The following is a 26,382-nucleotide window of genomic DNA, read 5'->3' as shown; positions in this document are numbered from 1 at the left end:
CTGTCTCGATCGAGACGGTCAGGGCCGTTTTTTTAATATTGGCTCTTAGTTAGGCCGGTGAAACCGTCTTACTTGTTGACATAGTAAGCGCCGAGAGGCAGTGCCGTACCTTTATTGACGACCACCAACCCTACCCCTCCGGGAATAAAGGCGACCCGGGAATCACTATTGATCAGATAGAGGCCAGGGACCAGAACTCCGTTCACATCGGTCTGGACGATAGGGGACGCGGCTTGGGGAGCTGCGACTGTTGAAGTTGAGGTTGTCGTAGTCGTTGTGCTCGTTGTCGAGTCGGTTGACGCAGCGGCGCTTGCGGCAGCCGGCAGCAGGAAGGCGGAAAGCAGTGTAAGTGTGCAAAGCCTCGTTTTGAACAGATTCATTCAGCATCGCTCCTTGAATGGAAATGGTTGAATTTATAAGTTTCCGATGAGTCGGAAAACAAAATTCTTATTGGCGATAAAACCAACCGCTGAACGCGGTCGCTCATCTTCGCAAGGTTTCGATAGAGGTTTTCTCATTATCATTTACCCGTTGGCATGTTGTTGAATCATCGCGGTTAAGAAAAATTTACGTCGCTGCCCGGAAAGTTTGGTTAAAGCAATTTTTCCTCGAATCGGCACGGATCGGGTTTGATATGATAGCAGTATATGTAAGGACCCTGCATTCCATGAAGGATTCATTGCTGTGCTTTACAGAGAACGGAAAAAGAGCTATGCAGCCGTATTTATTGGCAATTGAAATGGAGGTTACAAGCTTTGAACATTCGATCCGAGGAAAGTAAGGATATGCACGCTATTGCTCTGGTACACGCGGAGGCTTTCACCTATGGGATGGGAGCGGGTGAATCGGCTTTAATGGGTATTTTGCGCCATCGGGAAGCATTCGATCGGGAGCTGTCCTTGGTTGCCGAAGCAGACGGCAAGATGATTGGACATGTGAGTTTTACACCTTACACGTTTTATGCAGGTGGGGCCCGGGTCCAAGGGGTGATTCTGGCTCCGATTGCCGTATTGCCGGAATATCAGAAGCTGGGAGTAGGTTCACGGCTTATAGAAGAAGGACATGCACGAGTGAAGGCAAAAGGGTATGGGCTGTCTCTTCTGATCGGTCACCCGTCGTATTACCCCAGGTTCGGATATGAGCCGGGCTTATGGGGGCTGCATCATATCCGTATTGCGTGGGAGGATGTGCCCGAGCTTCGTCGCACAGTGAACGAACGGAGAGTGGAGCCTTCCGATATTCCTGCACTTCGCAGCATGTGGAGCTATTGGTTCAAAGAGGCCGGTTTTGCTGTGCAGCCGGGGGAGTCGCTGCTGGATTGGATAAGCCGGGGCAGAGGGATTCAAACCACGGCGGTGATGATAGAGGGCCGGTTGGCCGGTTACATGAGGTATGATCGGTTCACTGCAAATAAGCCGATCAGTCTGCTGGCCGAGAATGGAGAAGCGCTGAGCGTATTATGCAGCTATTTGAAAAGCAGGCTGGCGCCTGATGGGAAACGTGATCTATTCCTGCCCCTTCCGCTGGAATCGTCTGGATTTAACGAGTTTAAGCTCCCTTATGCAGCCGAGTTTAAGACAGGTCCGGAAATGATGCTGCATGTGTTGAAGCCGGAGGATCCGGCGCTGAACGATTATTGCACCGGTGTGGCCGCAGGCACGATTCTTCCGGGGCCCATCGTGTGGCCGGTGGAATTCGATGTTTGATGAGCGATAGTCAAAAATAGACGATAAAAAATCCCCCAAGGACCCGCCCATGCTGCCGCATGGATGTCCTTGGGGGATTCGTTTACAGGCGTTTGCGTTTGTATAAGGTTATGAACATGCATGCAGCCAACAGGACGACAATCAACACGCCTACAGTGATGGCTTCGCTGGAGCTTCCGGTCTGCTGGGCCCCTTGGCCGCCAGGCCCACCCATGCCGCCGCCGGGTCCACCGCCCATACCTCCGGGCCCGCCCATGCCGCCAGGGAGGCCTTGCCCGCCTTGAGCGCCCGCCGCGTTGGCCTGCTGAGCCGCCGCGTCTTGAGCGCCTGCCGCATTGGCCTGCACGGCACCTGCATTTTGCCCGCTCGCGCTTAGAGCCTGAACGGCATTGCCTTTCTGGTTTCCGCCCATGCCTCCCATACCGCCAGGTCCGCCGCCCATGCCGCCGCCGCTGCCGGAGCCATCCCCTGACGAAGGGGAAGTGCCGTCCAATTGCTTGGTATAACTGGCGACAATTTGCGTGTTGAACGCCGTCAGCTGCGTCAGGCCCTGCTGATATTGCTCATAGGTGTAAAATGCCGTTGGATCCTTCTCCACGTAAGGGGAGATCAGCTCGGAAAGCTCCTGTACGCGGGCTTTGAACGCTGCGTCTGCCAAATAGCCCTCTAACGCATTCTTGATATATTGGTGATACTTCTCCTTGTAAGCCTCCACCTTGAGCAGCTTATCGATTAAAGGCCGGTCCGACAAGGTGCTTTGGGTCGGCTCATCGATCAAGAGGCCCGAGCCTCCGAGTCCTCCGAACGCCATGTTGTAGTCCCAAGGCAGAATCGAGAATGCGCCGTCCTGCTCATACAAATAATAATTGTGCTTATTGCCGCCCAAATAGCTGTCCATGTTGGCTGTGAGGACGTTAAGCGCAATGAATTTCAACGCTTCATCCACGTCCAATACTTTCTCGTAATCGGTTCCGTTGTTCAATTCATTCACCATATCGAGGAGGACATTGCCGTCGGACGATTCGGATTTTAAATCGAGTCCTGTATAGGCCTTGATCGTTTCCAGCCAATTCAGCTCGCTGCCATTTCCGCCGTTCGCTTTATATAAAGCGCCGTAGGCGTCGTCAAAGTTACGCTCCAGATAGGACGTTCCGATTTGCTCCACGGCAAGGTAGAAGCCCTTGAGCTCCCCGTTGACGTATACATTCACGAACGAATACTTCGGGGTGGGCAGGCCCATTTGCTCGGCAAGCTCGTACGCCAAAAATTCACGCATATAGGAAGCGTCGCTGTAGTTGTTGTTCAGGTTAATTTTGCTGATACCATATAGTGTTTGGCTCGAAATATATTCATCGAATGAAATTTTGAAGCTGTACCGGTCCGAGTCGGAGCTCACGACACTGCGCAGGCTGAGATTGCCCTTGGCTCGTATCGCCACATTGTCGAAATGTTTTCCGTTATAGTCTACCGATGCCGTTTTAAACTGCTCCTTGCTGGCATTATCCAAAATATCTTGAAAATCCTCTGCCTTCATCGTGATTTTGACATCAACGACCTTATCCTTCGGAAAAACCTCCGAATCTATGCTTTGTTCATTTTCCGAGACCGTGCCCTTGGAGGAAGCCGACGCAGACGCGGATGCCGTCACTATTTTGGAAGCGATGGAGCTTGCGCTGTCCGTTACGTTCAGGCCGGCTGCAGAACAGCCGACCGTCCCGAGCAGGAGGCAAAAGCATAGAAGGAGGATAACGAATTTGTTTTTCATTGCGCACACCCTCCATTTAAATTAAGATACGTAATCCCCGCTGTAGCTGATAAGAACCGCGTTCTTGACCCCGGTTAGCTCGGAGATTTGGTTGATGAATTGACCTTCCTTGTCACGAAGACGAACCTCCAGCGTGCTTTCGATATTGCCGTGGGTGACGGTTTTTTGCTTCACGTTAAAGCGTTTAACCAGCTTGCTTACAAGGGCATGTACTTCTTTTTCACTTTGGTCTCCGTCGCAATTGACGACAAGCAGGTAAGGCGTCTCAAAGGAAGAGCGTTTGATGAAGATGAACATGATCAGTCCGACGATGACGGAGCCCAGAATGGCCAGCGTGTAAAAGCCTGCGCCGGATACGATTCCTGCCGCGGCAGCCCAGAACAAGAAAATCAGATCGGTCGGGTCCTTGATTGGCGTTCTGAAACGAACGATCGACAGCGCGCCGACCATCCCGAGGGATAACACCAGATTGGAATTGACAGCGATAATAACCATGGCCGTAACCATCGTCATGCCGATGAGCGAAATGTTGAAGCTTTTGGAATAGAGCACTCCGCTGAACACCCGCTTATACAGCAAGAAGATAAAAAAGCCGATCAAGAAGGCGATGCCCAAAGAGATGAGCATTTTGGACAAGCTGATGTCTGAGGTAAAGTTGCTGATGACCGATTTTTTCAACAGGTCGGTGAAATTTGTCGTTGTGGCTGCAGTAGTTGTAGTTTCCATAGATCAATAATCCTCCCATGTGTTCGTTTTTAAAAATTTGCGGCAAATCACGTATTTCGAAGCCGATTGGCGGTTCAAGCCCTCAAGCTGAACGGCAGTTTTGATGATATCCGGAATGTATTCATCGAATTTGACCTCGAGAATGATGAGATTATCATCGATGGCACGAACCGGACCCAGGTCCTTATTGAACATATCCGTCGAATGCAGACCGGTTCTCAGGTCTTTGTCGAACGTGATGCGGACGTTGCCGTGATAACAAACGTAAGGCTCGCGCACATAATCTACGATGACCTTGGGCCGCAGCATCCGGTGCCTCATCTCGTTGTAAAGCTCCATCAGGAACGGTTTGTCCGGCCGGTTTAAGCATTCGAAGTCGCCTGCCACGATGGCATCGTACATTTCCCGGGTTAGGGGTTCCTTCACCTTGGCGATGTAATCGTCGCGTTTGATTTTTTTCTCAAAATGAATCACGTTATCCTGAATGTTGTAAATCCGGATACGATACTTGACCCGGTCCCGGATTCCGCCCAGCTTCTCGTGCAGCGCTTTGTTGTCCATATCGTCAAAATATAAGCTTCGGATATGATACTCGCCCGTCGGTCCCACGTTCTTATCCGGTGCCATCAAGCTTTTCAGCCTTTGCCGGATAATGTGAAACTGATGCTGATTAATGAAAAATTTCAGCTCGTGACGGAATGTTAATTTCTTGCTCATGTTGCCCCACCTCTTTCACCGTCTGTAGTCAGCTTCCAGCAGCTGTCTTTACTTGTTTGTTGCTTCCTTACAAGTTGTATTGTAGAGGGCGTGGCTGAGGTCACCCTTAGGGCCAACTGAACGGTTCCTGAAAATTTTACACTCGCTTTACATTCCGTTGACAAACCGTTTACAATTCAGACCAAGGGAGGGAGACGGATGAACAAAAGAAGCAGGTGGGGCTTGGGTATACTCCTTGTTCTTTTATGTTTGGTGATTGCAGGGGCATTGTGGCTGGAGCGGCAGAAGGGAGCAGGTGCGGGTGAGCAAGCCCTAAAGCCTCATTCCATCGTGACTTCGATCAGCGGAGATCCGCGTACAAGCCGATCATTCACATGGTTTACGGACGATGCCGCTGCCGGTTCGGTAATTCAATGGATCAAAGGAGCCGCAGCTAACGGATTTGAAGGTGGGGAGGCAATGGAAGCCGCAGGCTCTGCTGCTGCCATCAAGACAGGGGAGAAGACGGTCCGGGGCGTGCACAAAATCAGCCTCACCGGTCTGACACCGGGAACGGAATACACGTACCGGGTCGGAAGCGGCAAGCCGGGAGGCTGGAGCGAAGCGCAAACGTTCACGACGGAGGGGGAAGCCGAGCAGGGGTTCAGCTTCATTAATGTCACGGATTCGCAGGGCGAGACGAAGACGGATTTTGAGCTGTGGGGCCGTACCTTGGACAAGGCCTTCTCCATTTTTCCCCAAGCCCGATTTATCGTTCATAATGGGGATTTGACCGAAGACCCGACGGATGAGGCGGCATGGAGGGACTTTTTTGAGGCCGGAAAACGATGGCTGACGCGAATTCCGATGCAGCCGGTGACGGGGAACCATGACGAGATCGATAAGAATGCGGACCGGTTTGGCGCCCATTTTATGCTTCCCGCTAACGGGGCTGAAAGGTCCAATCCGGGGACGACCTATTCCTTTGATTATGGAAATGCACATATTGTCGTACTCAATACGGAATCGAATATGGACATCCAGACCGAATGGCTGCGTAAGGATTTGTCCGCAACAGACAAGCCTTGGAAAATTGTTGCCATGCACCGGGGCGCCTACGGCGGCAGCAGCTACAAGAAGGCGGTGGAGAAATGGGTGCCGCTGTTCGATGAGTTTAAGGTGGATTTGGTGCTGCAGGGGCACAATCACGAATATTCGCGGTCTTATCCGCTGCGCGGCGGAAAAGTGACCGGGGACGGCGTGGCCCCTGTAACCGGACGACAGGGGACCGTCTATGTCGTGACCAATACGTCCGGACCGAAGTTCAATGAGAAGAAGGACGACCAGTGGTACCACAAGGTGCATTTCCAGAACGGGGTGCAAATGTTTGCGGGCATTACGGTAGAAGGCGGCACGCTGACCTATGAAGCCTATGATGCTACAGGGAAACGGTTGGATACGTTTCGTATCCAGCATTAAGCATGAAGAGGCTAATCAGGATGTTTTCTCCTTTTTTTAGTAGATAAGAAAGTATAAGTTTCCCGTACTTCGGCTACCTTGACAAAAGCATGCCATCTGGAAAAATGGCGAAGCCGTTTATCCTTGTAAAAATAAAAAGCCGCGCTGGTATATTATACCATGCGGGGCTGGGGTCAATAACAATTACGTGAGTTTTTTACTTCACCAATTGATTATCACTGGTTTCCTTTTGTAAGGATTCGGAATGTAACGCCGAATTTATCGGTTACATTTCCATAAGCAGGGCTGAAGAAGCTTGCTTGCAGCGGATCGTTCACTTGACCGCCCTCCTTCAGTGCCTCAAAATATTGGGTAGCTTTGTCTTTGTCATTCGTTTGAACAACGATGGTCACCTGCGTCCCCTTCTGGTAGCTGCTGCCGCTGAAATGGTCGGTGAGCTGAAGCTCCGATTCGCCGATTTTCAAGATGGCGTAGCTCACCAAATGTTTCTTTTCCGGAGGAATCGGGGATTCCGCATTACCCGGCATATCGCCAAATCGCAGCGTATACGCAACCTTGGCATCCAGCGCTTTCACGTAAAAATCGATGGCCTCGTTGGCGCTGCCGTTCATTTCAAGAAAAGGGATTAAACTCGTACTCATAACAATCATCTCCTTGGTTTATATGTTTTTCGCCGAGAACCCGGTTGGTTTATTGGCCGGTTCCTCCTGTCACTAACTATGTCGTACGTGAATGGGGAAACGTGACCGGATCGGCAAAAAAACTTTCCGCAGCAGCTCCGTCACATTTACCGAGTTTCGTACGACATATAAGTAGAGAAGGAATGAAGGAAGGAATGTGGCGCATGAACAATCACACCTGGCTTGTAGAACAATTCGAGGCGCACCGGAATCACCTGCAGGCGGTGGCTTACCGGATGCTCGGCTCTCTAAGTGAAGCGGATGACGCTGTACAGGAGTCATGGATACGTCTTAACCGCTCCGATACTTCCGAGGTGGAGAATATAGGAGGGTGGATGACAACAATCGTCTCAAGGGTATGTCTGGATATGCTGCGATCCCGTAAATCACGTCGCGAGGAGCTTTCGATGGTGAGTGTGCCTGAACCGGTTACAGGCCGCCAAGACGGAAGCGATCCCGAGCACGAAGCACTGCTGGCTGATTCCGTCGGTCTTGCGATGCTTGTGGTTCTCGGAAAATTAAATCCGGCCGAACGGATTGCCTTCGTGCTTCATGATATTTTCGCGTTATCTTTCTCGGAGATCGCTCCAATTATAGGGCGTAACGAGGCCTCAGCCAGACAGCTTGCGAGCCGCGCGCGCCGCCGGGTTCAGGGCGTCGAGTCGACTTCCGAAACGGTCGAGCTCAAGCGAAAGCGGGAGCTTGTCGATGCGTTCCTCGCGGCATCGCGCACCGGAGACTTTGAGAAGCTTCTCACAGTATTAGATCCGAATGTTGTGCTCCGAAACGACACTGCATTTGCGCCAACCGCCAACTCGCCGGTTGTTCACGGTTCACATGCCGTGGCCAAGCAATTCTCTGGTCGCGCCCAGGGGGCGCGGCCGGTGCTCGTGAACGGATCGGTGGGCGTCGTTGTAGCTCCTCGCGGCCGTCTTCTCTTCGTGCTCGAGCTGAAGATTGCGGATGACAAGATTACCGGGATCGACATGGTTGCCGATCCGGCACGCCTTAGCCAGCTCGACATAGCTGTTTTGAACGATTGACAGGCTTACGGGTTAAAGAGCTGCCACATCAACAAAAAGGATTGCGATACTTGGAAAAACGCATTGTCGCGGGTTGCAGACAATGCGTTTTTTTGTGCGTTTCCCATAAGGAAATCCACTGTTTTTAGCATGACATGACTTGCGAAAGCAAAAGGGTTTTGGCAGCCAAGGTTAAATAATTGTCTTGCTGCAAGGATTCCATCTTTTTTATTATCGCTTATAATAGACGAAACAAACGAAAGCGCTCACACCCAGCCAGAGCTGAACAAGCTGCGGCTGCTTCCATTCGACATCCGGCGCACTTGAAAGAGGGGACGAAAGCCCATGTTTTATTCCTTGAAAAACCGGTTAATCGCATTTTTCGTTGTGCTGCTCGTTATTTCCTTCGGGACGATGTTTTATTTGCTGTTTCAGGAATCGCGTTCCATCATCCGGTCTTATATCGAATCCTCCGCGTTAGAGAAAATGGACGAGTACGGCTCGTTCGTGCACATGGCTCTATCCCAGATGCATGATTTATCATCCGTTGTATTTAACAGCGATATGACCAAAACGTGGGATAATGCCTTATCCGATCCCGCCTTGCCGGAAGGCGAGAAAATGCTGGCCAATATTAGCATGAGCCAATTTTTGACCCAAACCACGAACAATTACTCGATCGCGTCCTCGCTCTCGATTTACCGCAAGGACGGCACCCGTGTCAGTGACGGGAACGAGGTGTCGTTGAACGTTCCGTTTCAGGACGAGCCGTGGTACAAGGATTTCGCCGAACGCGGGATCCAGTGGGACTCGGCCCATGCCGACCCGGTTGAGGTCAAGCGGTTCAAGCCGTATCAGGTGGTCAGTCTGCTGCTGCCGATCGGGACGTTTGAGCCGACTTTGGCGAAGAGCGTGATGAAGGTGAATGTCAGCTCGGACTTTTTCCTGGAGCCGCTGAACCGGATTCATCTTGGGGAAACAGGGACCATTTTCCTGCTGGATCAGGCAGGGCGCCCGATTTTATCGCAATCGAAGGAGTTCGATGCCCAGGCGGAGCTGGCCGTCAAGGTGGAGCAGGCGCGCACGAGCTTGGAGCCGCAGGGGGTTCTGTATTTCACGAACGAACGGGGCACGACGGATATCCTCGTCTACAAAAAGCTCCAGATCCAAAACTGGATGCTGGTCAGTCTGGTGCCTGAGAAGGATTTGTTCCTGAAGCTGACCAAGCTGCGCGACAGCAGCTTGTTCGTCGCTACGCTGCTGCTGGTCTTCGCCATTCTCGGGGCGAGCTGGATTTCCTACGGCATCACGAAGCCGCTGTCCCGATTGGCCTCGGCGATGCGTCACGTGCAGAAGGGTGACTTTGCGGCGGCGGAGAGCCGCATTCCCGCGGAACGGAACGTCCGCAACGAGGTCGGGTTCGTCACCTCGACGTTCCGCAACATGGTGGAGCAGCTGAGGCAGCACATCAAGGTAGAGTTTGAATTAAAGCTGCTGCGGCAGCAGGCGGAATACAAAGCGCTGCTTATGCAGATTAATCCTCATTTTCTGTTTAATACACTGGAGCTGCTCAGTAGTCTGGCCATGCAGCGCCGTACCGAGGATACCGTCAACGTCATTACATCGTTAGGCAAAATGCTTCGCTTCTCCCTCCGCATCAGCGACGACCTGGTGCCGCTCGGAGAGGAGCTCAAATATTTGCGGCATTACGAGGCCATCCTGCGCATTCGTTTCGGTGACAGGCTGTCCCTCGTCATCGAGGAGGAAGGCGGCATGGAGCAGCGGGAGATTGTCAAATTTATTTTGCAGCCGCTGGTGGAAAATGCCGTGAAATATGGCCTCCAGAGCAACTCTGGGGCCAGGGTGCATATCCGCGTCAGCGCGGATCAAGGCCGTGTGAGGCTGAGCGTAGCGGATAACGGTCCGGGGATGCCGCCGGAGCAGGTGGAGCGGCTGCAGGCGGAGGCTGCATCGATTCCCATCGACCAAATCTTGAAAAGCAGGTCGCAGCAAATCGGGCTTCGCAACGTACTGGCCAGATGCCAGCTGTACTACGGCTCGCTCTTTACCTTTACGATTCGATCGAATGAAGGGCAGGGCACGGTGATCGAGCTTATTTTACCAGCAGCTATAGGGGGGAAAGCGGAATGAAACGAGTACTGATTGTAGACGATGAGCCGGAAATCCGCAGAGGGCTCCGTCTGAAGGTGGATTGGGAGCAGCTCGGGCTGGTCGTGATCGGCGAAGCGTCCAATGGAGCGGAGGCGTTGGAGCGGCTTGCCCAGGAGCCGGTGGATATTGTCATCACGGATATGAACATGCCTGTGATGAACGGGGTTTCCCTGCTCGATTCCTGTCATGCCGACTACCCAAGCCTGCGTTTGCTTGTTATTACGGGCTATGAGGATTTTCAGTACGCCAAGGCGGCGATCCGCAACCAGGTGAGAGATTATTTGCTCAAGCCCGTCTCCCAGGAGGAGCTGTCCGAAGCGCTCAGCAGGATCAGTCAAGAAATGGATGAGGAGCGCCGGCTGCAGGATCAGCAGGAAAGGGTACAATGGCGGCTCACCCAGTACTACAAGGAAATGAAGGAGCACTTCTTGATTCATACAGTCAAGGGAGAGCTGGAGAAAGGCATCCGCGACCGCGCAGAGCTGTTCGAGCTGGGACTGTGGGATAGCCGGAGCGTGAGTTTCATTACGACCGGCTTACGGGAGCGTTCCTTCACCGGGCAAGAGCCGCGGACGCCGGACAAGCTGCGGCTGCCGTTCGAGATGCTCTGCAGAGAATTCGCCGCTACGCATCCGATGCTGCCGCAGGTGTTTCGGGATTTGAATTATAAGGGCTTGATTCACTTTATTTTACCGTTGGGGAACGGAGATTCAGCGGCGGAAGCGTTTATTGCCGAGCTGCGCCATTGTGTAGAGCGGCATTTATCGTTCGAGCCGGCCATCGGTGTCGGGCAGCCGGTCACCGGCTTTGCACAGTGGAAGGAAGGGTATTTGTCCAGCCTGCTGGCATGGAATTTATCCGAGCATGAGGTTCGCTATGCGGCCAAGGAGCCTTCGGACGGCAAGGCGGTGCTGACCGAGGAACGCACCTTGCAGCTGCAGCGGTATTTGGCCCGCAGGGAGCTGGATTTGTTCGGACAGACCGTCATGCAGGAGCTGACGGAAGCCTTTTACGTGTCGCAGACGCATTTTGTCAAAATGATTTTCCAGCTCTGCCTTCTCCTCGATTCCGCTGCCCAGGCGGCCGGAGTTCCGTTCGATCACGGGCAGCAGCTTTGGCTGCGGCCGGACTTCGTATTGGGGCTGGATAGCGTGGAGAAGGCGCAGCTTTTTGTTACCGGACTGGGCCGCACCCTTATTCAGATGACCGGAGACCACCCGGACCAGGCGGAGACCTCCGTTATTCAAGCCGCGCAGCAGTTCATTAACGAAAATTATATGTACGACCTGAATCTGACGATGCTTGCGGATAAATACAACTACAACACCTCTTATTTCTCCGAGCTGTTCAAAGCGAAGGTGGGCAAGACGTTTATTCAATACTTGACCGACGTCCGGATGAACCGGGCGGTATCACTATTAAACAGCACGAGCCTCGGCCTGTGGGATATCGCTGAATTGACGGGGTTCTCCAATGCGAGCTATTTCAGCTCCCGGTTCAAACGAATGTACGGCATCTCTCCGTCGGACTTCCGGCAGAAGCCACCCGAAAAATTTATAAGCGAGGAGCCGAAGAAATAAAATTCAATGTGCCGCCTCCATCCGGTATGCTGAATGTACAGCAAGTGCCTTGGACAGAGAGCTAAACTGTCGGAGGCTTGATGTACCCAAGTTCACAGGAGGGGGCAACACATGCAGCACTCACGCAAAACATCTCTGTGGCGGCAGGACCGCACCGCCTACTTATTTTTACTGCCGTGGCTTATCGGCTTCTTCTGTCTTACGCTCGGTCCAATGCTGGGCTCCTTGTACTTGTCGATGACCAAATTTAATTTGCTGACCTCACCCCGTTGGCTGGGGATGGACAATTATGCGGAAATATTCAAGGGAGACGATTCCTTTTATCATTCCTTGGCGCTGACGTTCAAGTACGTGTTCTTCTCCGTTCCGCTTCGTCTGCTCTTCGCGCTCCTGGTCGCGCTGGCCTTGAACAAGGGCATCCGGGCGCTGGGCTTGTACCGGACGGTATATTACATTCCGTCGCTGCTCGGAGGCAGTGTCGCGATCGCGATCGTATGGCGGAAGCTGTTCGACGGGGACGGACTGCTGAACCACTTCCTGAGCTGGTTCGGCATTCAGGGACCGGCCTGGATCGCCAATCCGAACTATGTGCTTCACACCATCGTTACGCTGTCCGTATGGCAGTTCGGCTCGGCGATGGTCATCTTCCTCGCAGGCTTGAAGCAGGTTCCGGCGGACTTGTATGAAGCGGCTCAGGTGGACGGCGCTGGCAAGGCGAGGCAATTTTTCCGGATTACGCTCCCGCTGCTGTCACCGGTGCTCTTCTTCAACCTTGTCATGAGCATCATCAATTCCTTTCAGGTGTTCACGCCCGGCTTCGTGATCGGGGACGGCCGCGGAGGACCGCTCGACGCCACGTTGTTTTACACGCTGTACCTGTATTTGAAAGGCTTTTCATTCTTTGATATGGGCTATGCTTCGGCTTTGGCCTGGATCATGCTGATCATTATCGCTTTGTTCACCGCCGTCATTTTCGTCACATCGAAATATTGGGTGTTCTACGGTGACGGCAAGGAAGGGAGGGGATAGCCGATGGCACAGAGAGCGATAGCTGCAAAGCTCGGCAAGCATGCAGTCATTATACTGCTGGGGCTCGTGATGCTGTACCCGGTGCTCTGGCTGCTTGGCAGCTCCTTTAAGCCGAATCAGCAAATTTTTACCGATACGAGCGTTTGGCCGTCCTCGTTCACGCTGGATAACTACGTTAACGGCTGGAAGGGACTGCAGGGCACGACGTTCGGCACCTTTTTCGCCAATTCGCTTCAAATCTCGGTCTTGTCGGTACTAGGCAATGTCATCACGTGCTCGCTCACGGCATTCGCTTTCGCCCGGCTCGAATTTCGCGGGAAAAAGCTGTGGTTCAGCCTGATGCTGGTCACCATTATGCTGCCTTACCACGTCACGCTGGTGCCGCAGTACATTTTGTATAACAAGTTCGAATGGATCAACACGTTCTACCCGCTGGTTGTGCCGAAATGGCTTGCTCATGATTCGTTCTTCATTCTGCTGATGGTTCAATTCATTCGGGGCATTCCGAAGGAGCTTGATGAAAGCGCTACAATCGACGGCTGCGGGCAAAGCCAGATTTATTTCCGGATCGTCCTGCCGCTGCTCATTCCGGCCTTGATAACAACCTCCATCTTTACGTTCATTTGGACGTGGGATGATTTCTTCAGCCAGATGATTTACTTGAACAACATCAAGCTGTTTACGGTGCAGCTGGGCATTCGTTCGCTGTTCGACCCTTCGGGCCAATCCGATTGGGGGGCGCTGCTGGCCATGTCCGTCCTGTCACTGGTGCCGATCATGGCAATCTTCCTCACTTTTCAAAAGCATTTTGTCGATGGGATCTCAACGACGGGTTTAAAGTAAGTTCATTCTATGGATGACCATAAAAAGGGGATGTATCGGATGAAAACGAAAAAAAGTCTTTTCTTGCTCATGAGCGCATTTATGGCATTGACGACAGCCTGCTCCGGCGGGACAGGTACCGGCAGCAGCGGTGCGGCAGGGGCCAAAGGGGATCAAGCCGCTGCAGGAAGCAAAACGGCCCCGGTCGAGCTGCGGATTATGTGGTGGGGCGACCAGAAGCGCGCGGATCTGACGAATGCGGCGCTGCGCAAATTCGAGGAGAAAAATCCGAATATCAAAATCGTCGGAGAGTTCGCGCCAAGCTCCGGCTACTTCGACAAGCTGAACACCCAGCTCGCTTCCGGGACGGCTCCGGATGTCTTCTTCCTTGGCGGTAATATGGTGGACTATGCGAATAAAGGGGTACTGCTCGAGCTGGATCCTTATGTGGGCAAAGAGCTGAACCTGAGCGATATGGACAAGGGCATGATCCAGTACGGTACGGTCAAGGGCAAGCTGCTGCATATTTCGGCCGGGGCCAATGCGCGCGGAATTATCGTCAACACGGAGCTGTTCAACAAAGCAGGCATTCCGGTGCCGAAGGACGGCTGGACTTGGGAGGAGTACGCCAAGACGAGCAAGGACATTGCGGATAAGCTGGGCAAAGGCTACTACGGAACGTACGACTTCACGGTGGACGGCATGGACATTTCGCTCAAACAGCGCGGCAAAATGCTGTATGACATGGATAACGCCAAGCTTGGCTTCGAGCAAAAGGATGCAGAGGAATGGTTCTCCTACTGGGATAAAATGCGCAAGGACGGCGGCGTCGTCACGCCGGAGCTGCAGGTGTCCAATCCGCCGACCGATACGAGCAAGTCGCTCATCGTGACGGGCAAGGTGGCGATGAACCTTACGGCCTCGAACCAGCTGGTTGCCCATCAGAACTTAACGAAGGATAAGCTGACGCTTGTTCAGGTTCCGCGGGGTCCGAAGGGCACCGGCGTTGTGTTTGAATCGAGCCAAGGCATGTCCGGCTACGCCAAAACGAAGCATCCGAAGGAAGTCGCTATGCTGATGAACTACTGGATTAACGACCCGGATGCCGCCAAGATTTTGGGCAATGACCGCGGCGTTCCCGTCACATCGGCTATGCGCGAGCTGCTGAAGAAAGAAGCGAATCCGGTGGATCAGATCATCTATGACTACACGGGGCGGGTATCGGAAGCGACCAAGAAAGAGCCGGTGAACGTGAGCTACAATCCTCCGGGCTTTACCGAGTATTCCAAATTGGCCGATACGACAGCGCAAGAAATTTGGTTCGGCAAAAAGACGGTACCGAAAGCCGTCGAGGATTTCTACAACGGAACCGTGAAAATATTCAACAACAATAAATAACGAGAATCGTTAAAGGCTAGACCTTTCGTTCGCAGATTAAGAAAGCATAAGTTTTACAACTTTCGTCACCCTTGACAAAACACGTGCCGTCTGGAAAGATGGCGCAGCCGGTTATCCTTGCCGAATAGACTCAGCCTTGCCGGTTGGCGGGCTGAGCCTGTTTTATGTCATACGGGTCCATCCATCATCTTAATCTATCTATAGAGCAGGAGTGAAGCTTATGAATACAAAGCTGCTGACCCGGCTTCGCGGCATCGATACGGAAGCCAGAGCGGGAACGCTCGGCAAGCCGTCCGATCATGCGGTCCTGGCGGAGTGGGGGCGCTCGGGCGTGAAATTCGCCGCCTCCTCGGAGAAGTTCGAGCAGGTGTACTACCTTGCGCTGCGCAAGCTGCTGGATTGCATCGTGCCGACGGGAGCGTCCGGGGCTGACAAGCCGATCCTGCATGAAGGAGGCGTCTACCTGGGCTGTTGGCTGGAAAGCACGGGGACGATCAACGCCGAGCTGCTGTCCAGATTTATTCCCTCCGTCTCGGCAGCAAGCTATGCATTGTTCGCCGACTACCAGCGGGAAGACGGGCTCATGCCCTATAAAATCACGGAGCACGGGCCGGCCTACCGGCAAATTCAGCTGGTCTCCCCGCTGGCGCGGAGTGTATGGAACCATTACCTGCTCCATGGGCGGGATCGGGATTTTCTCCGCAAAATGTATGATGCGATGAAACGGTACGATACGTGGCTTGCCACCTTCCGCAACACGCGCGGCACGGGCTGCGTCGAGGCGTTCAGCACGTTCGATACCGGACACGACGGGTCTCCGCGCTTTTGGCATGTGGCGGATACCCCGCATCTCGGCAATGCAGCCGAATGCAATCCGGATTCGCCGATCCTTCCGTTCCTCGCGCCGGATTTGACCGCAAATGTGTACTGTCAGCGGACATACTTATCGCGTATTGCCGAGGAGCTGGGGGAGGACGCCAGCGAGTGGACTAGCAAAGCCGAGGCGAGCCGGCAAAGTCTGTTCGAGTACTGCTACGATGCCGACGACGCTTTTTTCTACGATATGGACCGTAATGGTCAATGGGTCAAGGTGCAGTCCGATGTGCTGCTCAGGGTGCTGGCCTGCGAGGTAGGGGATAAGGAGCTGTTCGATACGGCACTGCAGCGTTACCTGCTCAATACCCGTAAATTTTTTGCCAAATATCCTTTAACCTCGATTGCTATGGACGATCCGCGCTTCGATCCGTTCTCGAACTATAACAGCTGGGCGGGCCCAACCAACTTCCTGACGGTCATTCGGACACCGCATGCGTTCGAGCATCACGGACGGTACGTGGAATTGACGTGGCTGGTGCAGCCGATGATGTCGGCCTTGTCACGGATGAGCCGGTTCGGCCAATGCGTGAGCCCCTGGACCGGGGAGGAGGGATATACCGAGACGTATTCCCCCGCCATATTGGGCTTGCTGGACTTTGTGGAGCGGCTGTGCGGCATCCTGCCTAGGCCGGAAGGCGAGCTGTGGTTCACGGGGCTCGTGCCTTATGCGATGGACCACGGGGAAGAGGTTGCCGAGGAAACAGCTTACAGCCGCAGAGTAGACGGCATCGTGTACGAGCTTGTCAATACGCGCGAAGGCTCTGCAATTTACCGTAACGGAGGGGATCAGGCCTATCTGGAATTCCCTAACGGCATCCGTGTCGTGACGGATCGGGACGGCATCTTGAAATCGGTCATCGGCATGACGATGCGTCCGGTGAGCGGCCGATTGCGCTATAACGATCAGGACATTCCTTTTTCCGTCAAAGGCAATCAACAGCTGGAGTATCGGAACGGCGAATGGATCAGCCGAAGCGATATCGGCGTCATTCCGCCCAGCTATGCCTAAGGCGAGGTCCATTTTGAAGCGGAGCGACCGAATCATTCACGCTGAGCAAGAACCAAGAGGAGGAGTCAGCCATGCTGAAGAAGACAAGCGAGATCCAAATTCGTGACCCTTTCGTCGTTCCCGTGCCGGAGGAAGGCCGATATTATTTGTTCGGCAGTACGGATGAGAACATTTGGGGCAAAGGCACCGGCTTCGATGCCTATGTGAGCTCGGATATGAATGAATGGGAGGGGCCGTATCCGGTGTTCCGGCCGGGGGCGTCCTTTTATGCGGAGGAGAATTTCTGGGCGCCTGAAGTGTACGCATACCAGGGGCGGTATTATATGTTCGCAACGTTCAGACGGAAGGACAACGGAAGGCTGGGGACGGCGGTTCTCGTATCCGACCAGCTTCTGGGACCCTTCGAGCCCCACAGTCAGGGCCCTGTTACACCCGAAGCCTGGAACTCGCTGGACGGAACGTTGTTTGTCGACGAGGAGGGACGTCCCTGGATGGTATTTTGCCATGAATGGAAGGACGTCACCGACGGCCACGTTTGTGCGGCTCCGCTCACGGAGGATTTGAAAGCGCTACAAAGGGAGCCGATTACGCTATTCCACGCTTCCGAGGCTCCTTGGACGACACCTCTCGTGTCGGAGAAGATCAAGACGGATGGCGTGTATGTAACGGATGGTCCCTATTTGCACCGCACGCCGGAGGGAACGCTTCAGATGCTTTGGGCCAGCTTCGTCGATGGCCGCTATGCGCTGGGGGTCGCTGTCTCTGCGAGCGGCAAGGTTACGGGTCCGTGGATTCAGCAAGAGAAGCCGCTATTTCAGAGCGACGGCGGCCATGGCATGATTTTCCGTACCTTTGAGGGCAGGCTGATGCTGACAATCCATACGCCGAATCAGACACCGAATGAGCGGCCTGTTTTCCTGGAGCTAAAGACCAACGGCGGCAAGCTGGCCTTCATGGAAGAATGAGCGGGCTGCAGCTGGTTGCATTGAAAATGATCCTACCATAAAAAGGAGTGTTCACGTTCATGAAGACGAAGCAATGGAATGCAGCCGTAGTAGCATCCGTTCTGCTCGCAGGCAGCTTGACGGGATGCAGCAGTACATCACAGGAGCCGGGTAAAGCGTCGGGTGACGCGCAGGGGCAGGGAGATAACACACCACTCGCGGTGACGATGGTGCTTCCCCAGGTCGGGGACATTCCCGCCAAAGGCAACGCGGTTGAGAAGGCCATCGAGAGCTATACGAACAGCAAGCTGGATATTCAATGGGTGCCATCCTCCGCGTATGAGGAGAAAATCAATGTCATGATCACGGCCGGAGAGCTCCCGAAGATCATGAAGCTGAATTACGTGCCTACGATCGTCGCCTCCATGCAGGCAGGACAATTTTGGGAAGTGGGCCCTTATTTGAAGGAGTTCAAAAACTTGGCCGCCCAGGACCCGCAGTACTACGAGAACGTTAAAGTCGAAGGGAAATTGTACGGCATTCCGCTGTACCGGGATATGGGCCGGGCCACCTACAACTATCGTAAGGACTGGTTCGACCAGCTCGGCCTGAAGCTTCCTAAAACGATCGAGGACTGGTACAGCGTCCAGAAGACGGTGGTCATGAACGATCCCGATAAAAACGGAAAAAACGATACGTACGGCTTTTTGCTGGATAAAAAGTATCTCGAAGGCAACTCCTCCTTGCTGACCCGCCTTGCGGTAAGCATGGGCGGTGTGAACCGCTGGGGGATCGTGGACGGCAAAATGACGCCGGAGTTCATGACGAAGCCCTATTTGGATGTCATGAACTTGTTCCGCAGGCTGTATGAGGAGAAATTGATCAATCCGGATTTTGCGGCCATTGGCGGGGAGGAGAACGGCAAGCTGTTCGATTCCGGTCGGGTAGGGCTCGGCAACTCCGTGGCGGGGGCAGCCAAAAGCCAGCAGGACCGGCTGACGGCGACGACCCCGAACGGCATCGTAGACAATGCCCCGTTCGAGGGGCCGCAGGGCATACGATTAGCCGCGGAGCCGGGCAACAACGGGCTGCTGGCGATCCCCAAATCGTCCGTCAAAACCGAGGCGGAGCTGAAGAAGCTGCTGGGATTCCTGGATAAGCTGATGGATGAACCGATGTCCACGCTGCAAATGCGCGGAATCGAAGGGACTCATTATGTGAAGGCGGACGGAGGCAAAACCGAGTTCAAGGACTTTACCGCATTCCAGCGGGAGGTGAAGCCGTACCGCGACAACCTGCTGAACATCGAGGGCTACAACGTGCTGCCGCTCAAGGATACGCCGCTTGGCGAGAAAGGGACGCGCCTGGCCAGAGAGAATTTGAAATATGCGATTCCGAATGTGGCCCTGACGCTCTCTTCCGCTACGTATGCCGACCGGGGGAAGGAGCTTGAACAAATGATTTTCGACGCCATTACGAAATATATTATGGGCAAAATCGATGCGGCCGGCTGGGAGGCCGAGGTGGGCAAGTGGCGTAAAGCCGGAGGCGACCAGATTATAAAGGAATATGAGGCATCGTATGCCAAGCTGAAAAAGTAAGGATGGAAACACACTTTGCGGGAAGCTTCCGCGAGTGTGTTTTTATTTTGTCCCCAGTCCCGCATTTTGACAAATAACAGGCGGCATGTCAACATGGGAAGAGGCATAGAACGTAACAGTTATGGGGGAGAAAGTGAATGGGCTTCATACCGATTTTGATCTTATTTGTTGTCGTTAACCTGTATATCGGAGGCCATGGCGCTTACCTGCTGTCTTACTACGCCGCGCCCATAGCCCCGGTTGTATATTGGCTTTTATTTGCACTTCTCGTGTTCTCTTACCTGATCGGGCGTTCCCGCCTGCTGAAAGGCCTCGTCGGAAGATTGCTGAAGGTAATCGGCTCGTATTATTTTGCCGTCATGGAATTTGCCGTGCTGCTGCTGCCGCTCGCCGATTTGGCCGGATGGCTGTGCTCCGCGGCAGGGGTGTCCAAACAATTGTATTTGCCTTGGATCGGCGGGATCGTTGCGGCGGTGCTGCTGGTGCTTATGCTCCGCGGCTCATGGAACGCGTGGACGCCCGCTGTACGCACTTATGAGCTGGATATCCCTAAAAAAGCCGGGGGATTAACCGAGCTGCGCGTTATCGTGGCATCGGACATCCATTTGGGCAACCTCGTCGGCAAGCGCCATTTGAGAAAGCTGGTGCGTCAAGTGGAGGAGCTGCGGCCCGATTTGATCTTACTGCCGGGGGATGTGCTCGATGACTCGATTGAGCCTTTTGTCCGCAACAGGATGGACGAGGTCATGAAGCAGCTTAAGGCGCCCCTCGGGACGTATGCAGTGCTGGGCAATCATGAATATTACGGCGGCCACATCGAGGAATACGTGGAGCGGATGAAAGCGATTGGAATCCAGGTGCTGCGGGACGAAAAGGTGCTTCTGCAAGACGCTTTCTATGTGGCGGGCAGAAAAGATAAATCCGTCGAACGGGTACACGGCAGATTGCCGGCGGCCGAGCTGCTCGGCGATACCCGGCCGTCGCTCCCTGTGCTGGTGATGGATCACCAGCCATATCAATTCGAGCAAACGGCCGCGGCCGGAGCGGACGTGCTGCTATGCGGCCACACCCATCGGGGCCAGTTCGCCCCGAATCATCTCCTTACGCGCAGGCTGTTCGAGCTGGATTGGGGCTATATGAAAAAAGAACGGATGCATGTCGTTGTTTCATCGGGCTTCGGCACCTGGGGGCCGCCGATCCGGATCGCCAGCCGTTCGGAGATTGTTCAATTGATTATCCGGTTTGAAAAATAATCAAGCGCCATGCCCGTCACTCGGGTATGGCGCTTGTTTGTGTGCAGCAGTGGCTCAGCCGCTTCGCTCCTGCGTAGTTTGCATGCTGCCGTTATCCGCTCTGCCTTACGATCAGGCGTGCGGACAAGATGATCTTTTCGCTCAGTCCGCCTCGGCTTCCCAGCTTGCGCTGCATTGCTTGAACAGCCCGTCGGCCCAAGTCCTCCTTGGCCAGCTCAACCGTTGTTAAGGAAGGCGATGCCTCAGCGCTCTTCGTAATATTGTCGATCCCGACGACACGGCACTGATCGGGAACGGATATCCCTCTTGCCTGGAGCGTCCCGACGAGCTGCAAAGCCATCTGATCGTTGGCGCAGAGGAATGCTTCCGGCAGCGCATCGCCGCAAGCTTGAAGCATGTCCAGCCGCTTGTCGAGCTGCATAACCCAGCCCGGTGAACCGTAGGGCAGGGTCCATTTTTTCAGCTGCACGGGCGGCTCCCGATGGGCCGACTTCCATTCATCCACGGCAAGCCGGCAGCCCCACCAGCGCTCCTTGAAGCTGACGGCGAAGCTGTCCCGCCCGGTGAAAATAACGGATTTGCAGCCATGGGCAAGCAAATGATTGCAGGCCATCCGGGCCGCCTCCAGATTGGCGTTCAGGATGACGTCCGCTTCGACCAGCGGCTCCTCGTGATCAATCAGCACCATAGGCAGCCCGAGCTGCCGCAGGGAGAGCAGCTTGGGGCTGGACGTCTTGCCGACGACGATCAGCCCGGCTGCGTCAGGGGTCCCCGCCGGAGAGCGGGTGAACGCCTCGTGCCCGTAGGGAGCATGCTCCAGGAAGCCGGGCGTCCAGCCGTAGTCCCGGCATGCGGACAGCAGCCCGTCGAGCACGCGGCGCCAGAAGTCCGGCTCCTCCATGTAGCGGGGCTCCATGTAGAGGAGCAGCCGGGGCATCGCGCCACGAGTGTCGCAGCCGACAGCGTCCGACGGGCCGACGCCGGATACAGCGCTGCGGGCGTCGCGGCCGGGAGCATCCGACGGGCCAGCCCCGGGCATCGCGCTGCGGGCGTCGCGGCCGGGAGCACCTGACGGGCCGGCCCCGGGCACAGCGCTCCGAGCATCGGAGCCGTAAGAGCCCGACGGGCTGGCGCCGTATGCTCCAGGTGCCGAGCTGCCGGAGGGCAGCCGGTAGCCCAGCGTCCGGGCCATCTCGATGATTTGCATGCGGACTCCGTGGCTCACGCCGGACTTGCCGGATAACGCCTGCGATACAGTATATTTGGAAACGCCCAGACGGTCGGCGATCAGCTGCATCGTTATTTTTTTGGGCATGATAGGCTCTCCTCCCAAGGTGGGTTCGGTTGTAAATAATCGTTGACTTTCATCTGCCGCAAGAGTACAGTCTTGCCAGAATTGAAGTGCTGTTAACCTAACAAACCTAACAAAATTGCAGCGATTTGACAAGGAGGCTTCTTAATTTTATGCAGCGTACCGTCCTTTTTTATGATCCCTCGTTTCCTTATGTCGGAGAACGCCCCAACGAAGGAGCGCTTCAGCAGCTTCGCCAGCAATATACCGTTACGGATGCCGCAGGCTTGGCCGAGGCATTGGCCGATGCTCCCGCCTATGTGCACCTGCACGGGCCTTATTTCCCGAAGGCGGCCTGGCAGGCCGTTCTGAACCATATCCGCAGCGGCAAAGGGCTGCTATCCGCGGGCGGAGCCCCCTTCCGAACGCCCGTGGTCAGGCGCGACGGCCAGTGGGCAGCCGAGCCGGATCAAACCGGCTATCTCCAGCAGCTTCATATCCATGAAGCGCTGCCGGTTGACCCTGCTCCTATAGCGAGGCTTGCGGCTCACCGCGAGATTCCGCTTTTTGCGGGCAAAGAGGGGCTGTTCACCATCGAGCCAACCTTCGGCGTGGTGCTCCATGTGACCAAAACGGATGACCAGCCGGGGCAATTGGGCTCCAGCGGACCGATGGACGCCCATATCTACCCGCTGCTCAAAGGCATTAGCGGCTGCGGGCTGGAGCGGGAGGTCGCTGCACCGGCCATTCTCCTTGAGCATACGAAGGGCCCATTTACCGGCGGCCGTTGGATTTTCATCAATCAAGTGCTGGGCAGCCGCTTCTGGCAAAACGGGGGTGCTGCGGCTTTGGCGGAATGGGCTGATTTTACGGCCGCAGGCGTGACGGAGTTTTGGCTGAAGCCGAACTATGCCTCCTATGAGCCGGGGGATCGTGCGACCTTAACGCTGCAGGGCCAGCGTCTTGGGGCGGAACGAGACCAGGCGCTGGAATGGACTTATCAGGTCGCCTTGTACAAAGCGGTGCAAACGGAGGTTCAGGAGGCGATACCGGGAGATTTTCATCAGCCGGGCCGCTATGAGCGTCTGTGGGAAGGCGAATTTCAGGCTAGTGTTGGACGGGAGCTTCAGTTCACGAGGATGCGTCTTCCGGTCGAGCTGGAAGCGGGCTTTTACTTCGTGGAGTGTGCTGCAAGAGCGGCTTCAGGCGAGCGGCGTATTCTCCAGCAGGGCTTCTGGGGTCACGATGCCGAGCTGTTGCAGAAAGGCGAGATGCTGTCCTGCGACCGCGACTACTTCCGCAAAAACGGCAAGCCGCTTCCTATTGTCGGCATGACGTACATGACGAGCGATGTGGCGCGCAAATTTTTGAACCTGCCGAACGTCTCGGTATGGGATCGGGATATGGCGCAGATGAAACGGGCGGGCATCAATATGATCCGTACCGGGATTTGGACGGCATGGCGGCAGCTGATGTTCATCGACGGCCATGCGGTGGAGGAAACGATGCGCGCGATCGACGCGTTCCTGTTAACTGCCAAGCGGTATGATCTGGAGGTTACGTTCAATTTCTTCGCCTTTACGCCGGAGCTGTGGGAGGGCGTGAATCCGTACCTGGATCCGCGCAGCGTTGAGGCACAGAAGCGGTTCATTGCCTCGGTTGTGTCGCGCCACGCCGAGACGGCCCATGTGCATTGGGATTTGATCAACGAGCCTTCGATGTTTGATCCGAAGCGCATTTTCTCCGGCCCGCGTTCGGCGCAGGACCGTTTCGAGAAGGAAGCGTTCGTCGCTTGGCTCGCTGAACGTCATGGCTCAATCGTCAAGCTCCAGGAGCGCTGGAACATGACGCCGGAGGAGCTGCCTTCCTTCGAGGCGGCAAAGCTGCCGGAGCCGGAAGACTTGAACTTCAACACGACCATCAACGTGCCAAAGAAGAGCGGTCCGCTGCTGGACTACACGCTGTTCACGATGGAGATGCACAATCGGTGGGGAGCCCAGCTGATCGAGACGATTCGTTCGATTCAGCCGAAGCAGCTGGTTACCGTAGGCCAGGACGAGGGACTGGGGGGGCAGCGGCCGTCACCGTTTTTCTATGCCGAGGAAGTCGACTATACCACTGTGCATTCATGGTGGAAAATGGATGATCTCGTCTGGGACGGCGTCTTCACGAAGGATACGCTCAAGCCGAATCTGATTCAGGAAACCGGGATCATGTACATTGAGACACCGGATGGCCGGGCGAAAAGAAGCGAAGCCGAGCTGCGCAATATTTTGGAGCGTAAATACGCTTACGCCTTCTCCACGGGCGGTGCCGGAGCGGTGCAATGGATTTGGAATATCAACTTTTATATGAACAATGTCAATGAGTCCAATATCGGCGCGCTGCGGGCGGACGGAACCGAGAAGCCGGAAGCTTCGGTATCGTATGATTTTGGAGCTTTCATGGCCGAGATCGGCCACCTGTTCGAAGGACGCGAGCTGGAGGAGGTTGCTGTCGTGTTCCCTTACTCCAACGATTTCTCCACACGCAAGCTGGCGTATGAGGGAACGACCCGAGCCATCCGCACGCTTTCGTATGAGATGAACGTCCATGCGCGCGGATTGGGCGAATACCATCTCGAATCTCTGGAGGCGTATCCCCCGAAGCTGATCATTGTGCCGAGTCCGCACAACTTTAGTGACGAGGCATTGGAGCGCTTGACCGCGCATGTGAAGCGGCACGGCGGTACGCTGCTGTTCACGGGACCGATCGGTCTGGACGCCTATTGGCGTCCGGCCGAACGGTTGACCGCCGAGCTGGGCGCAGGTGCGGTCGTGAACGTGCTGCGCGAGGAAGCGCTGGAGCTGAACGGCCGCGTGCTGCCGGTCTCCTTCGGCGGCGCCCGCATCGCGGACAGCGCCAAGCAGCTGGTGCAGCAGCACGGGGCGGGCAAGGCGCCACGCCTTGTCGAGGCGCCGCTCGGGGCAGGGCGCCTGCTTTGGTCGCCGCTGCCGCTGGAGCAGAACCTCCGCACCGAGACGCTGAAGCAGGTGTACGCCTACGCGCTTGCGAAGGCAGGCGCGGAGCAAGAGCTGGAATGGCTCGCAGGAGGCGAGCTGCCGGGCTTGTACGGACGCAAGCTGACGTTCGCTCAAGGGCAGCTGTTCCTATTCGTCTCCGAATACGGGCTGCCTGCCGAAGTCTCTGTCCGCAATCCGGTGACGGGGAAGGTATACGGCTTTACCGTGGAAAGCGAGCGCACCGTGATGTTCGCGACGGATCGGCAAGGCTCTATTACTGCGGTGTATCGCCCGCAGGAAGTCGCGGTTCATATAACGGAGTATATACAATAACGGGATGCAGCGTGAAGGGGGAGCATGGGAAGCCATGCTCTCTTTTGCTATTCTGGGAGCAATTGGGCTTTACAAGCAGCTTGGCAACGCGGTAGAATATAGTACAGCTAAATATTTCATTATCGACGCTGAGTTTTCTTTTGAGAAAAACGGGGGAACCAAGTACCATGGGGTGAATCGACAGGCAGCCTGCTGCACGTCGTAGGGCGAATTCTCACTGCCCGAATCCGACAGCTAACCTCGTAAGCGAAGTGGGAAGGATAGATTTGCTTATTATAAGCACAAGGTCTAGCCTTGTGCTTTTTGTGTTCCCTCCAAGCAAAAAAGTCTTTCCATCTCGACACCCGTTGTATTTTGAGAGGAGGATTTCTTATGGTAAGCAAGGAAAAGTTGTTGCATTTGTTGGACGGCCTGAATGAACGGGATCAGAGGACTGCCTATGAATTTATCCAGTTTCTGGCCCACCGCAGCGGTCATAAAGCAGAAGCTGAAGAGGTTGTCAGCCTGTACGGGAAAAATTACTTCGTCGTCCCGGATTGATCCAGCTGAACGGCCGTCATAGTTAAATATAAAATGAGCCTATCGTCTTTCAACAGACGGTAGGCTTTTTTTTGATAGAGCGTGCCCAGAGGCACGCATCTTCTAGCCGGTGAAAATCCGGTCGCGGGAGGGGCCAAGCCCCCGCGTAGCTAGGATGCCTGCGTACGGCGAAATCTGTGCGTAGAAGCGCGTCGACGAAAGTACCTGTCAGAGACAGGGCGAGCAAGATACCAGGCCGTAACATGAAGTGAATCCTGCCGCGTCGTCAAAAAGGCCTCGCAAGAGGGGGAAGAGGGAGTCGAACCCCGTCTATTTGGGTGAAGACCACGGAAGCTGTTAAGAACTTGGAGCGGCAGCGAAGAATCCTCCGGCGTAAGGGGATCGGCACGGTATGAAAGAGGATGCAGTGAACTGGGGAGACCCTCCCCCGCACGGGATTTTTTTTTCGAAACCCCGTA

The 26,382-nt window shown here is 54.9% G+C and carries 20 protein-coding genes and 1 riboswitch; of the genes, 14 read left to right on the top strand and 6 right to left on the bottom strand.

Features of this window, described 5'->3' with window-relative positions:
* Positions 1-68: 68 nt before the first annotated feature.
* Positions 69-380 carry a hypothetical protein gene (locus tag CF651_RS20275; RefSeq protein ID WP_094016698.1) on the bottom strand — a complete coding sequence of 104 codons (312 nt, stop codon included), beginning with the start codon at positions 378-380 and terminating at the stop codon, positions 69-71.
* Positions 381-755: 375 nt separating this feature from the next.
* On the opposite strand from CF651_RS20275, the gene CF651_RS20270 reads away from it, so the two are divergent.
* Complete coding sequence (locus CF651_RS20270) at positions 756-1,706, top strand: GNAT family N-acetyltransferase (protein ID WP_094016697.1); 951 nt, start codon at positions 756-758, stop codon at positions 1,704-1,706.
* Between the two features lie 82 nt (positions 1,707-1,788).
* On the opposite strand, the gene CF651_RS20265 is transcribed toward CF651_RS20270, so the two are convergent.
* Genes CF651_RS20265 through CF651_RS20255 form a run of 3 tightly spaced genes read right to left on the bottom strand, consistent with a single transcriptional unit; the run spans position 1,789 to position 4,914 of the window.
* A complete protein-coding gene (locus CF651_RS20265) occupies positions 1,789-3,471 on the bottom strand; it encodes a CotH kinase family protein (RefSeq protein WP_094016696.1) in 1,683 nt (560 codons plus the stop codon).
* A 21-nt stretch (positions 3,472-3,492) separates the two neighbouring features.
* Positions 3,493-4,197 carry a DUF4956 domain-containing protein gene (locus CF651_RS20260; RefSeq protein ID WP_094016695.1) on the bottom strand — a complete coding sequence of 235 codons (705 nt, stop codon included), beginning with the start codon at positions 4,195-4,197 and terminating at the stop codon, positions 3,493-3,495.
* Between the two features lie 3 nt (positions 4,198-4,200).
* On the bottom strand, positions 4,201-4,914 hold the full coding sequence (locus CF651_RS20255; protein ID WP_094016694.1) for a polyphosphate polymerase domain-containing protein: 714 nt from the start codon (positions 4,912-4,914) through the stop codon (positions 4,201-4,203).
* A gap of 198 nt (positions 4,915-5,112) precedes the next feature.
* Here CF651_RS20255 and CF651_RS20250 point away from each other — a divergent pair, with 198 nt between their 5' ends.
* Complete coding sequence (locus CF651_RS20250) at positions 5,113-6,372, top strand: purple acid phosphatase family protein (RefSeq protein WP_094016693.1); 1,260 nt, start codon at positions 5,113-5,115, stop codon at positions 6,370-6,372.
* Between the two features lie 215 nt (positions 6,373-6,587).
* On the opposite strand, the gene CF651_RS20245 is transcribed toward CF651_RS20250, so the two are convergent.
* Positions 6,588-7,013, bottom strand: coding sequence for a VOC family protein (locus CF651_RS20245; protein WP_094016692.1), 426 nt, complete (start codon positions 7,011-7,013; stop codon positions 6,588-6,590).
* A 203-nt stretch (positions 7,014-7,216) separates the two neighbouring features.
* On the opposite strand from CF651_RS20245, the gene CF651_RS20240 reads away from it, so the two are divergent.
* From CF651_RS20240 to CF651_RS20195, 10 genes are all read left to right on the top strand, one after another.
* Positions 7,217-8,095 (top strand): sigma-70 family RNA polymerase sigma factor, encoded by an 879-nt coding sequence (locus CF651_RS20240; RefSeq protein WP_094016691.1) that lies wholly within the window; start codon positions 7,217-7,219, stop codon positions 8,093-8,095.
* 324 nt (positions 8,096-8,419) lie between these two features.
* A complete protein-coding gene (locus tag CF651_RS20235) occupies positions 8,420-10,225 on the top strand; it encodes a sensor histidine kinase (RefSeq protein ID WP_094016690.1) in 1,806 nt (601 codons plus the stop codon).
* Entirely contained in the window at positions 10,222-11,826 is a 1,605-nt protein-coding gene (locus CF651_RS20230) for a response regulator (RefSeq protein WP_094016689.1), read from the top strand. Before CF651_RS20235 ends, CF651_RS20230 begins: the two co-directional genes overlap by 4 nt.
* A gap of 111 nt (positions 11,827-11,937) precedes the next feature.
* Positions 11,938-12,855 (top strand): carbohydrate ABC transporter permease, encoded by a 918-nt coding sequence (locus CF651_RS20225; protein ID WP_094016688.1) that lies wholly within the window; start codon positions 11,938-11,940, stop codon positions 12,853-12,855.
* Positions 12,856-12,858: 3 nt separating this feature from the next.
* Positions 12,859-13,698, top strand: a complete 840-nt coding sequence (locus tag CF651_RS20220; RefSeq protein WP_094016687.1) for a carbohydrate ABC transporter permease — start codon at positions 12,859-12,861, stop codon at positions 13,696-13,698.
* 39 nt (positions 13,699-13,737) lie between these two features.
* A complete protein-coding gene (locus CF651_RS20215; RefSeq protein WP_094016686.1) occupies positions 13,738-15,075 on the top strand; it encodes an ABC transporter substrate-binding protein in 1,338 nt (445 codons plus the stop codon).
* A gap of 220 nt (positions 15,076-15,295) precedes the next feature.
* Positions 15,296-16,960: an MGH1-like glycoside hydrolase domain-containing protein gene (locus CF651_RS20210; RefSeq protein WP_094016685.1), complete on the top strand. Its 1,665-nt coding sequence runs from the start codon at positions 15,296-15,298 to the stop codon at positions 16,958-16,960.
* Between the two features lie 71 nt (positions 16,961-17,031).
* A complete protein-coding gene (locus CF651_RS20205) occupies positions 17,032-17,925 on the top strand; it encodes a glycoside hydrolase family 43 protein (RefSeq protein ID WP_094016684.1) in 894 nt (297 codons plus the stop codon).
* A 59-nt stretch (positions 17,926-17,984) separates the two neighbouring features.
* Positions 17,985-19,505 carry an extracellular solute-binding protein gene (locus tag CF651_RS20200; protein WP_094016683.1) on the top strand — a complete coding sequence of 507 codons (1,521 nt, stop codon included), beginning with the start codon at positions 17,985-17,987 and terminating at the stop codon, positions 19,503-19,505.
* A gap of 137 nt (positions 19,506-19,642) precedes the next feature.
* The gene (locus CF651_RS20195; protein ID WP_094016682.1) at positions 19,643-20,758 is read left to right on the top strand and encodes a metallophosphoesterase; all 1,116 of its coding nucleotides are present in this window, start codon (positions 19,643-19,645) and stop codon (positions 20,756-20,758) included.
* A 91-nt stretch (positions 20,759-20,849) separates the two neighbouring features.
* Here CF651_RS20195 and CF651_RS32415 read toward each other — a convergent pair whose 3' ends face one another.
* Entirely contained in the window at positions 20,850-22,073 is a 1,224-nt protein-coding gene (locus CF651_RS32415) for a LacI family DNA-binding transcriptional regulator (RefSeq protein WP_094016681.1), read from the bottom strand.
* Between the two features lie 149 nt (positions 22,074-22,222).
* Here CF651_RS32415 and CF651_RS20185 point away from each other — a divergent pair, with 149 nt between their 5' ends.
* A complete protein-coding gene (locus tag CF651_RS20185; RefSeq protein ID WP_094016680.1) occupies positions 22,223-25,384 on the top strand; it encodes an alpha-amylase family protein in 3,162 nt (1,053 codons plus the stop codon).
* Between the two features lie 116 nt (positions 25,385-25,500).
* A riboswitch (cyclic di-AMP (ydaO/yuaA leader) is annotated at positions 25,501-25,648 on the top strand.
* A gap of 108 nt (positions 25,649-25,756) precedes the next feature.
* Entirely contained in the window at positions 25,757-25,924 is a 168-nt protein-coding gene (locus tag CF651_RS32405; protein WP_179232901.1) for a hypothetical protein, read from the top strand.
* Positions 25,925-26,382 lie beyond the last annotated feature (458 nt).

The sequence above is a fragment of the Paenibacillus rigui genome, assembly GCF_002234615.1.
Taxonomy (GTDB): domain Bacteria; phylum Bacillota; class Bacilli; order Paenibacillales; family NBRC-103111; genus Paenibacillus_S; species Paenibacillus_S rigui.
The sequence above is the reverse complement of the archived record's forward strand: the minus strand, read 5'-3'. Positions and strand labels throughout refer to the sequence as shown.

What these genes read in the sequence shown, in the direction of transcription:
- CF651_RS20260 (WP_094016695.1), bottom strand. Translation starts at nt 4,197, where the DNA reads ATGGAAACTACAACTACTGCAGCCACAACGACAAATTTCACCGACCTG.
- CF651_RS20240 (WP_094016691.1), top strand. Translation starts at nt 7,217, where the DNA reads ATGAACAATCACACCTGGCTTGTAGAACAATTCGAGGCGCACCGGAAT.
- CF651_RS20215 (WP_094016686.1), top strand. Translation starts at nt 13,738, where the DNA reads ATGAAAACGAAAAAAAGTCTTTTCTTGCTCATGAGCGCATTTATGGCA.
- CF651_RS20195 (WP_094016682.1), top strand. Translation starts at nt 19,643, where the DNA reads ATGGGCTTCATACCGATTTTGATCTTATTTGTTGTCGTTAACCTGTAT.
- CF651_RS20210 (WP_094016685.1), top strand. Translation starts at nt 15,296, where the DNA reads ATGAATACAAAGCTGCTGACCCGGCTTCGCGGCATCGATACGGAAGCC.
- CF651_RS20245 (WP_094016692.1), bottom strand. Translation starts at nt 7,013, where the DNA reads ATGAGTACGAGTTTAATCCCTTTTCTTGAAATGAACGGCAGCGCCAAC.
- CF651_RS20275 (WP_094016698.1), bottom strand. Translation starts at nt 380, where the DNA reads ATGAATCTGTTCAAAACGAGGCTTTGCACACTTACACTGCTTTCCGCC.
- CF651_RS20250 (WP_094016693.1), top strand. Translation starts at nt 5,113, where the DNA reads ATGAACAAAAGAAGCAGGTGGGGCTTGGGTATACTCCTTGTTCTTTTA.
- CF651_RS32415 (WP_094016681.1), bottom strand. Translation starts at nt 22,073, where the DNA reads ATGCCCAAAAAAATAACGATGCAGCTGATCGCCGACCGTCTGGGCGTT.
- CF651_RS20235 (WP_094016690.1), top strand. Translation starts at nt 8,420, where the DNA reads ATGTTTTATTCCTTGAAAAACCGGTTAATCGCATTTTTCGTTGTGCTG.
- CF651_RS20220 (WP_094016687.1), top strand. Translation starts at nt 12,859, where the DNA reads ATGGCACAGAGAGCGATAGCTGCAAAGCTCGGCAAGCATGCAGTCATT.
- CF651_RS20230 (WP_094016689.1), top strand. Translation starts at nt 10,222, where the DNA reads ATGAAACGAGTACTGATTGTAGACGATGAGCCGGAAATCCGCAGAGGG.
- CF651_RS20255 (WP_094016694.1), bottom strand. Translation starts at nt 4,914, where the DNA reads ATGAGCAAGAAATTAACATTCCGTCACGAGCTGAAATTTTTCATTAAT.
- CF651_RS20265 (WP_094016696.1), bottom strand. Translation starts at nt 3,471, where the DNA reads ATGAAAAACAAATTCGTTATCCTCCTTCTATGCTTTTGCCTCCTGCTC.
- CF651_RS20205 (WP_094016684.1), top strand. Translation starts at nt 17,032, where the DNA reads ATGCTGAAGAAGACAAGCGAGATCCAAATTCGTGACCCTTTCGTCGTT.
- CF651_RS20225 (WP_094016688.1), top strand. Translation starts at nt 11,938, where the DNA reads ATGCAGCACTCACGCAAAACATCTCTGTGGCGGCAGGACCGCACCGCC.
- CF651_RS20200 (WP_094016683.1), top strand. Translation starts at nt 17,985, where the DNA reads ATGAAGACGAAGCAATGGAATGCAGCCGTAGTAGCATCCGTTCTGCTC.
- CF651_RS20185 (WP_094016680.1), top strand. Translation starts at nt 22,223, where the DNA reads ATGCAGCGTACCGTCCTTTTTTATGATCCCTCGTTTCCTTATGTCGGA.
- CF651_RS32405 (WP_179232901.1), top strand. Translation starts at nt 25,757, where the DNA reads ATGGTAAGCAAGGAAAAGTTGTTGCATTTGTTGGACGGCCTGAATGAA.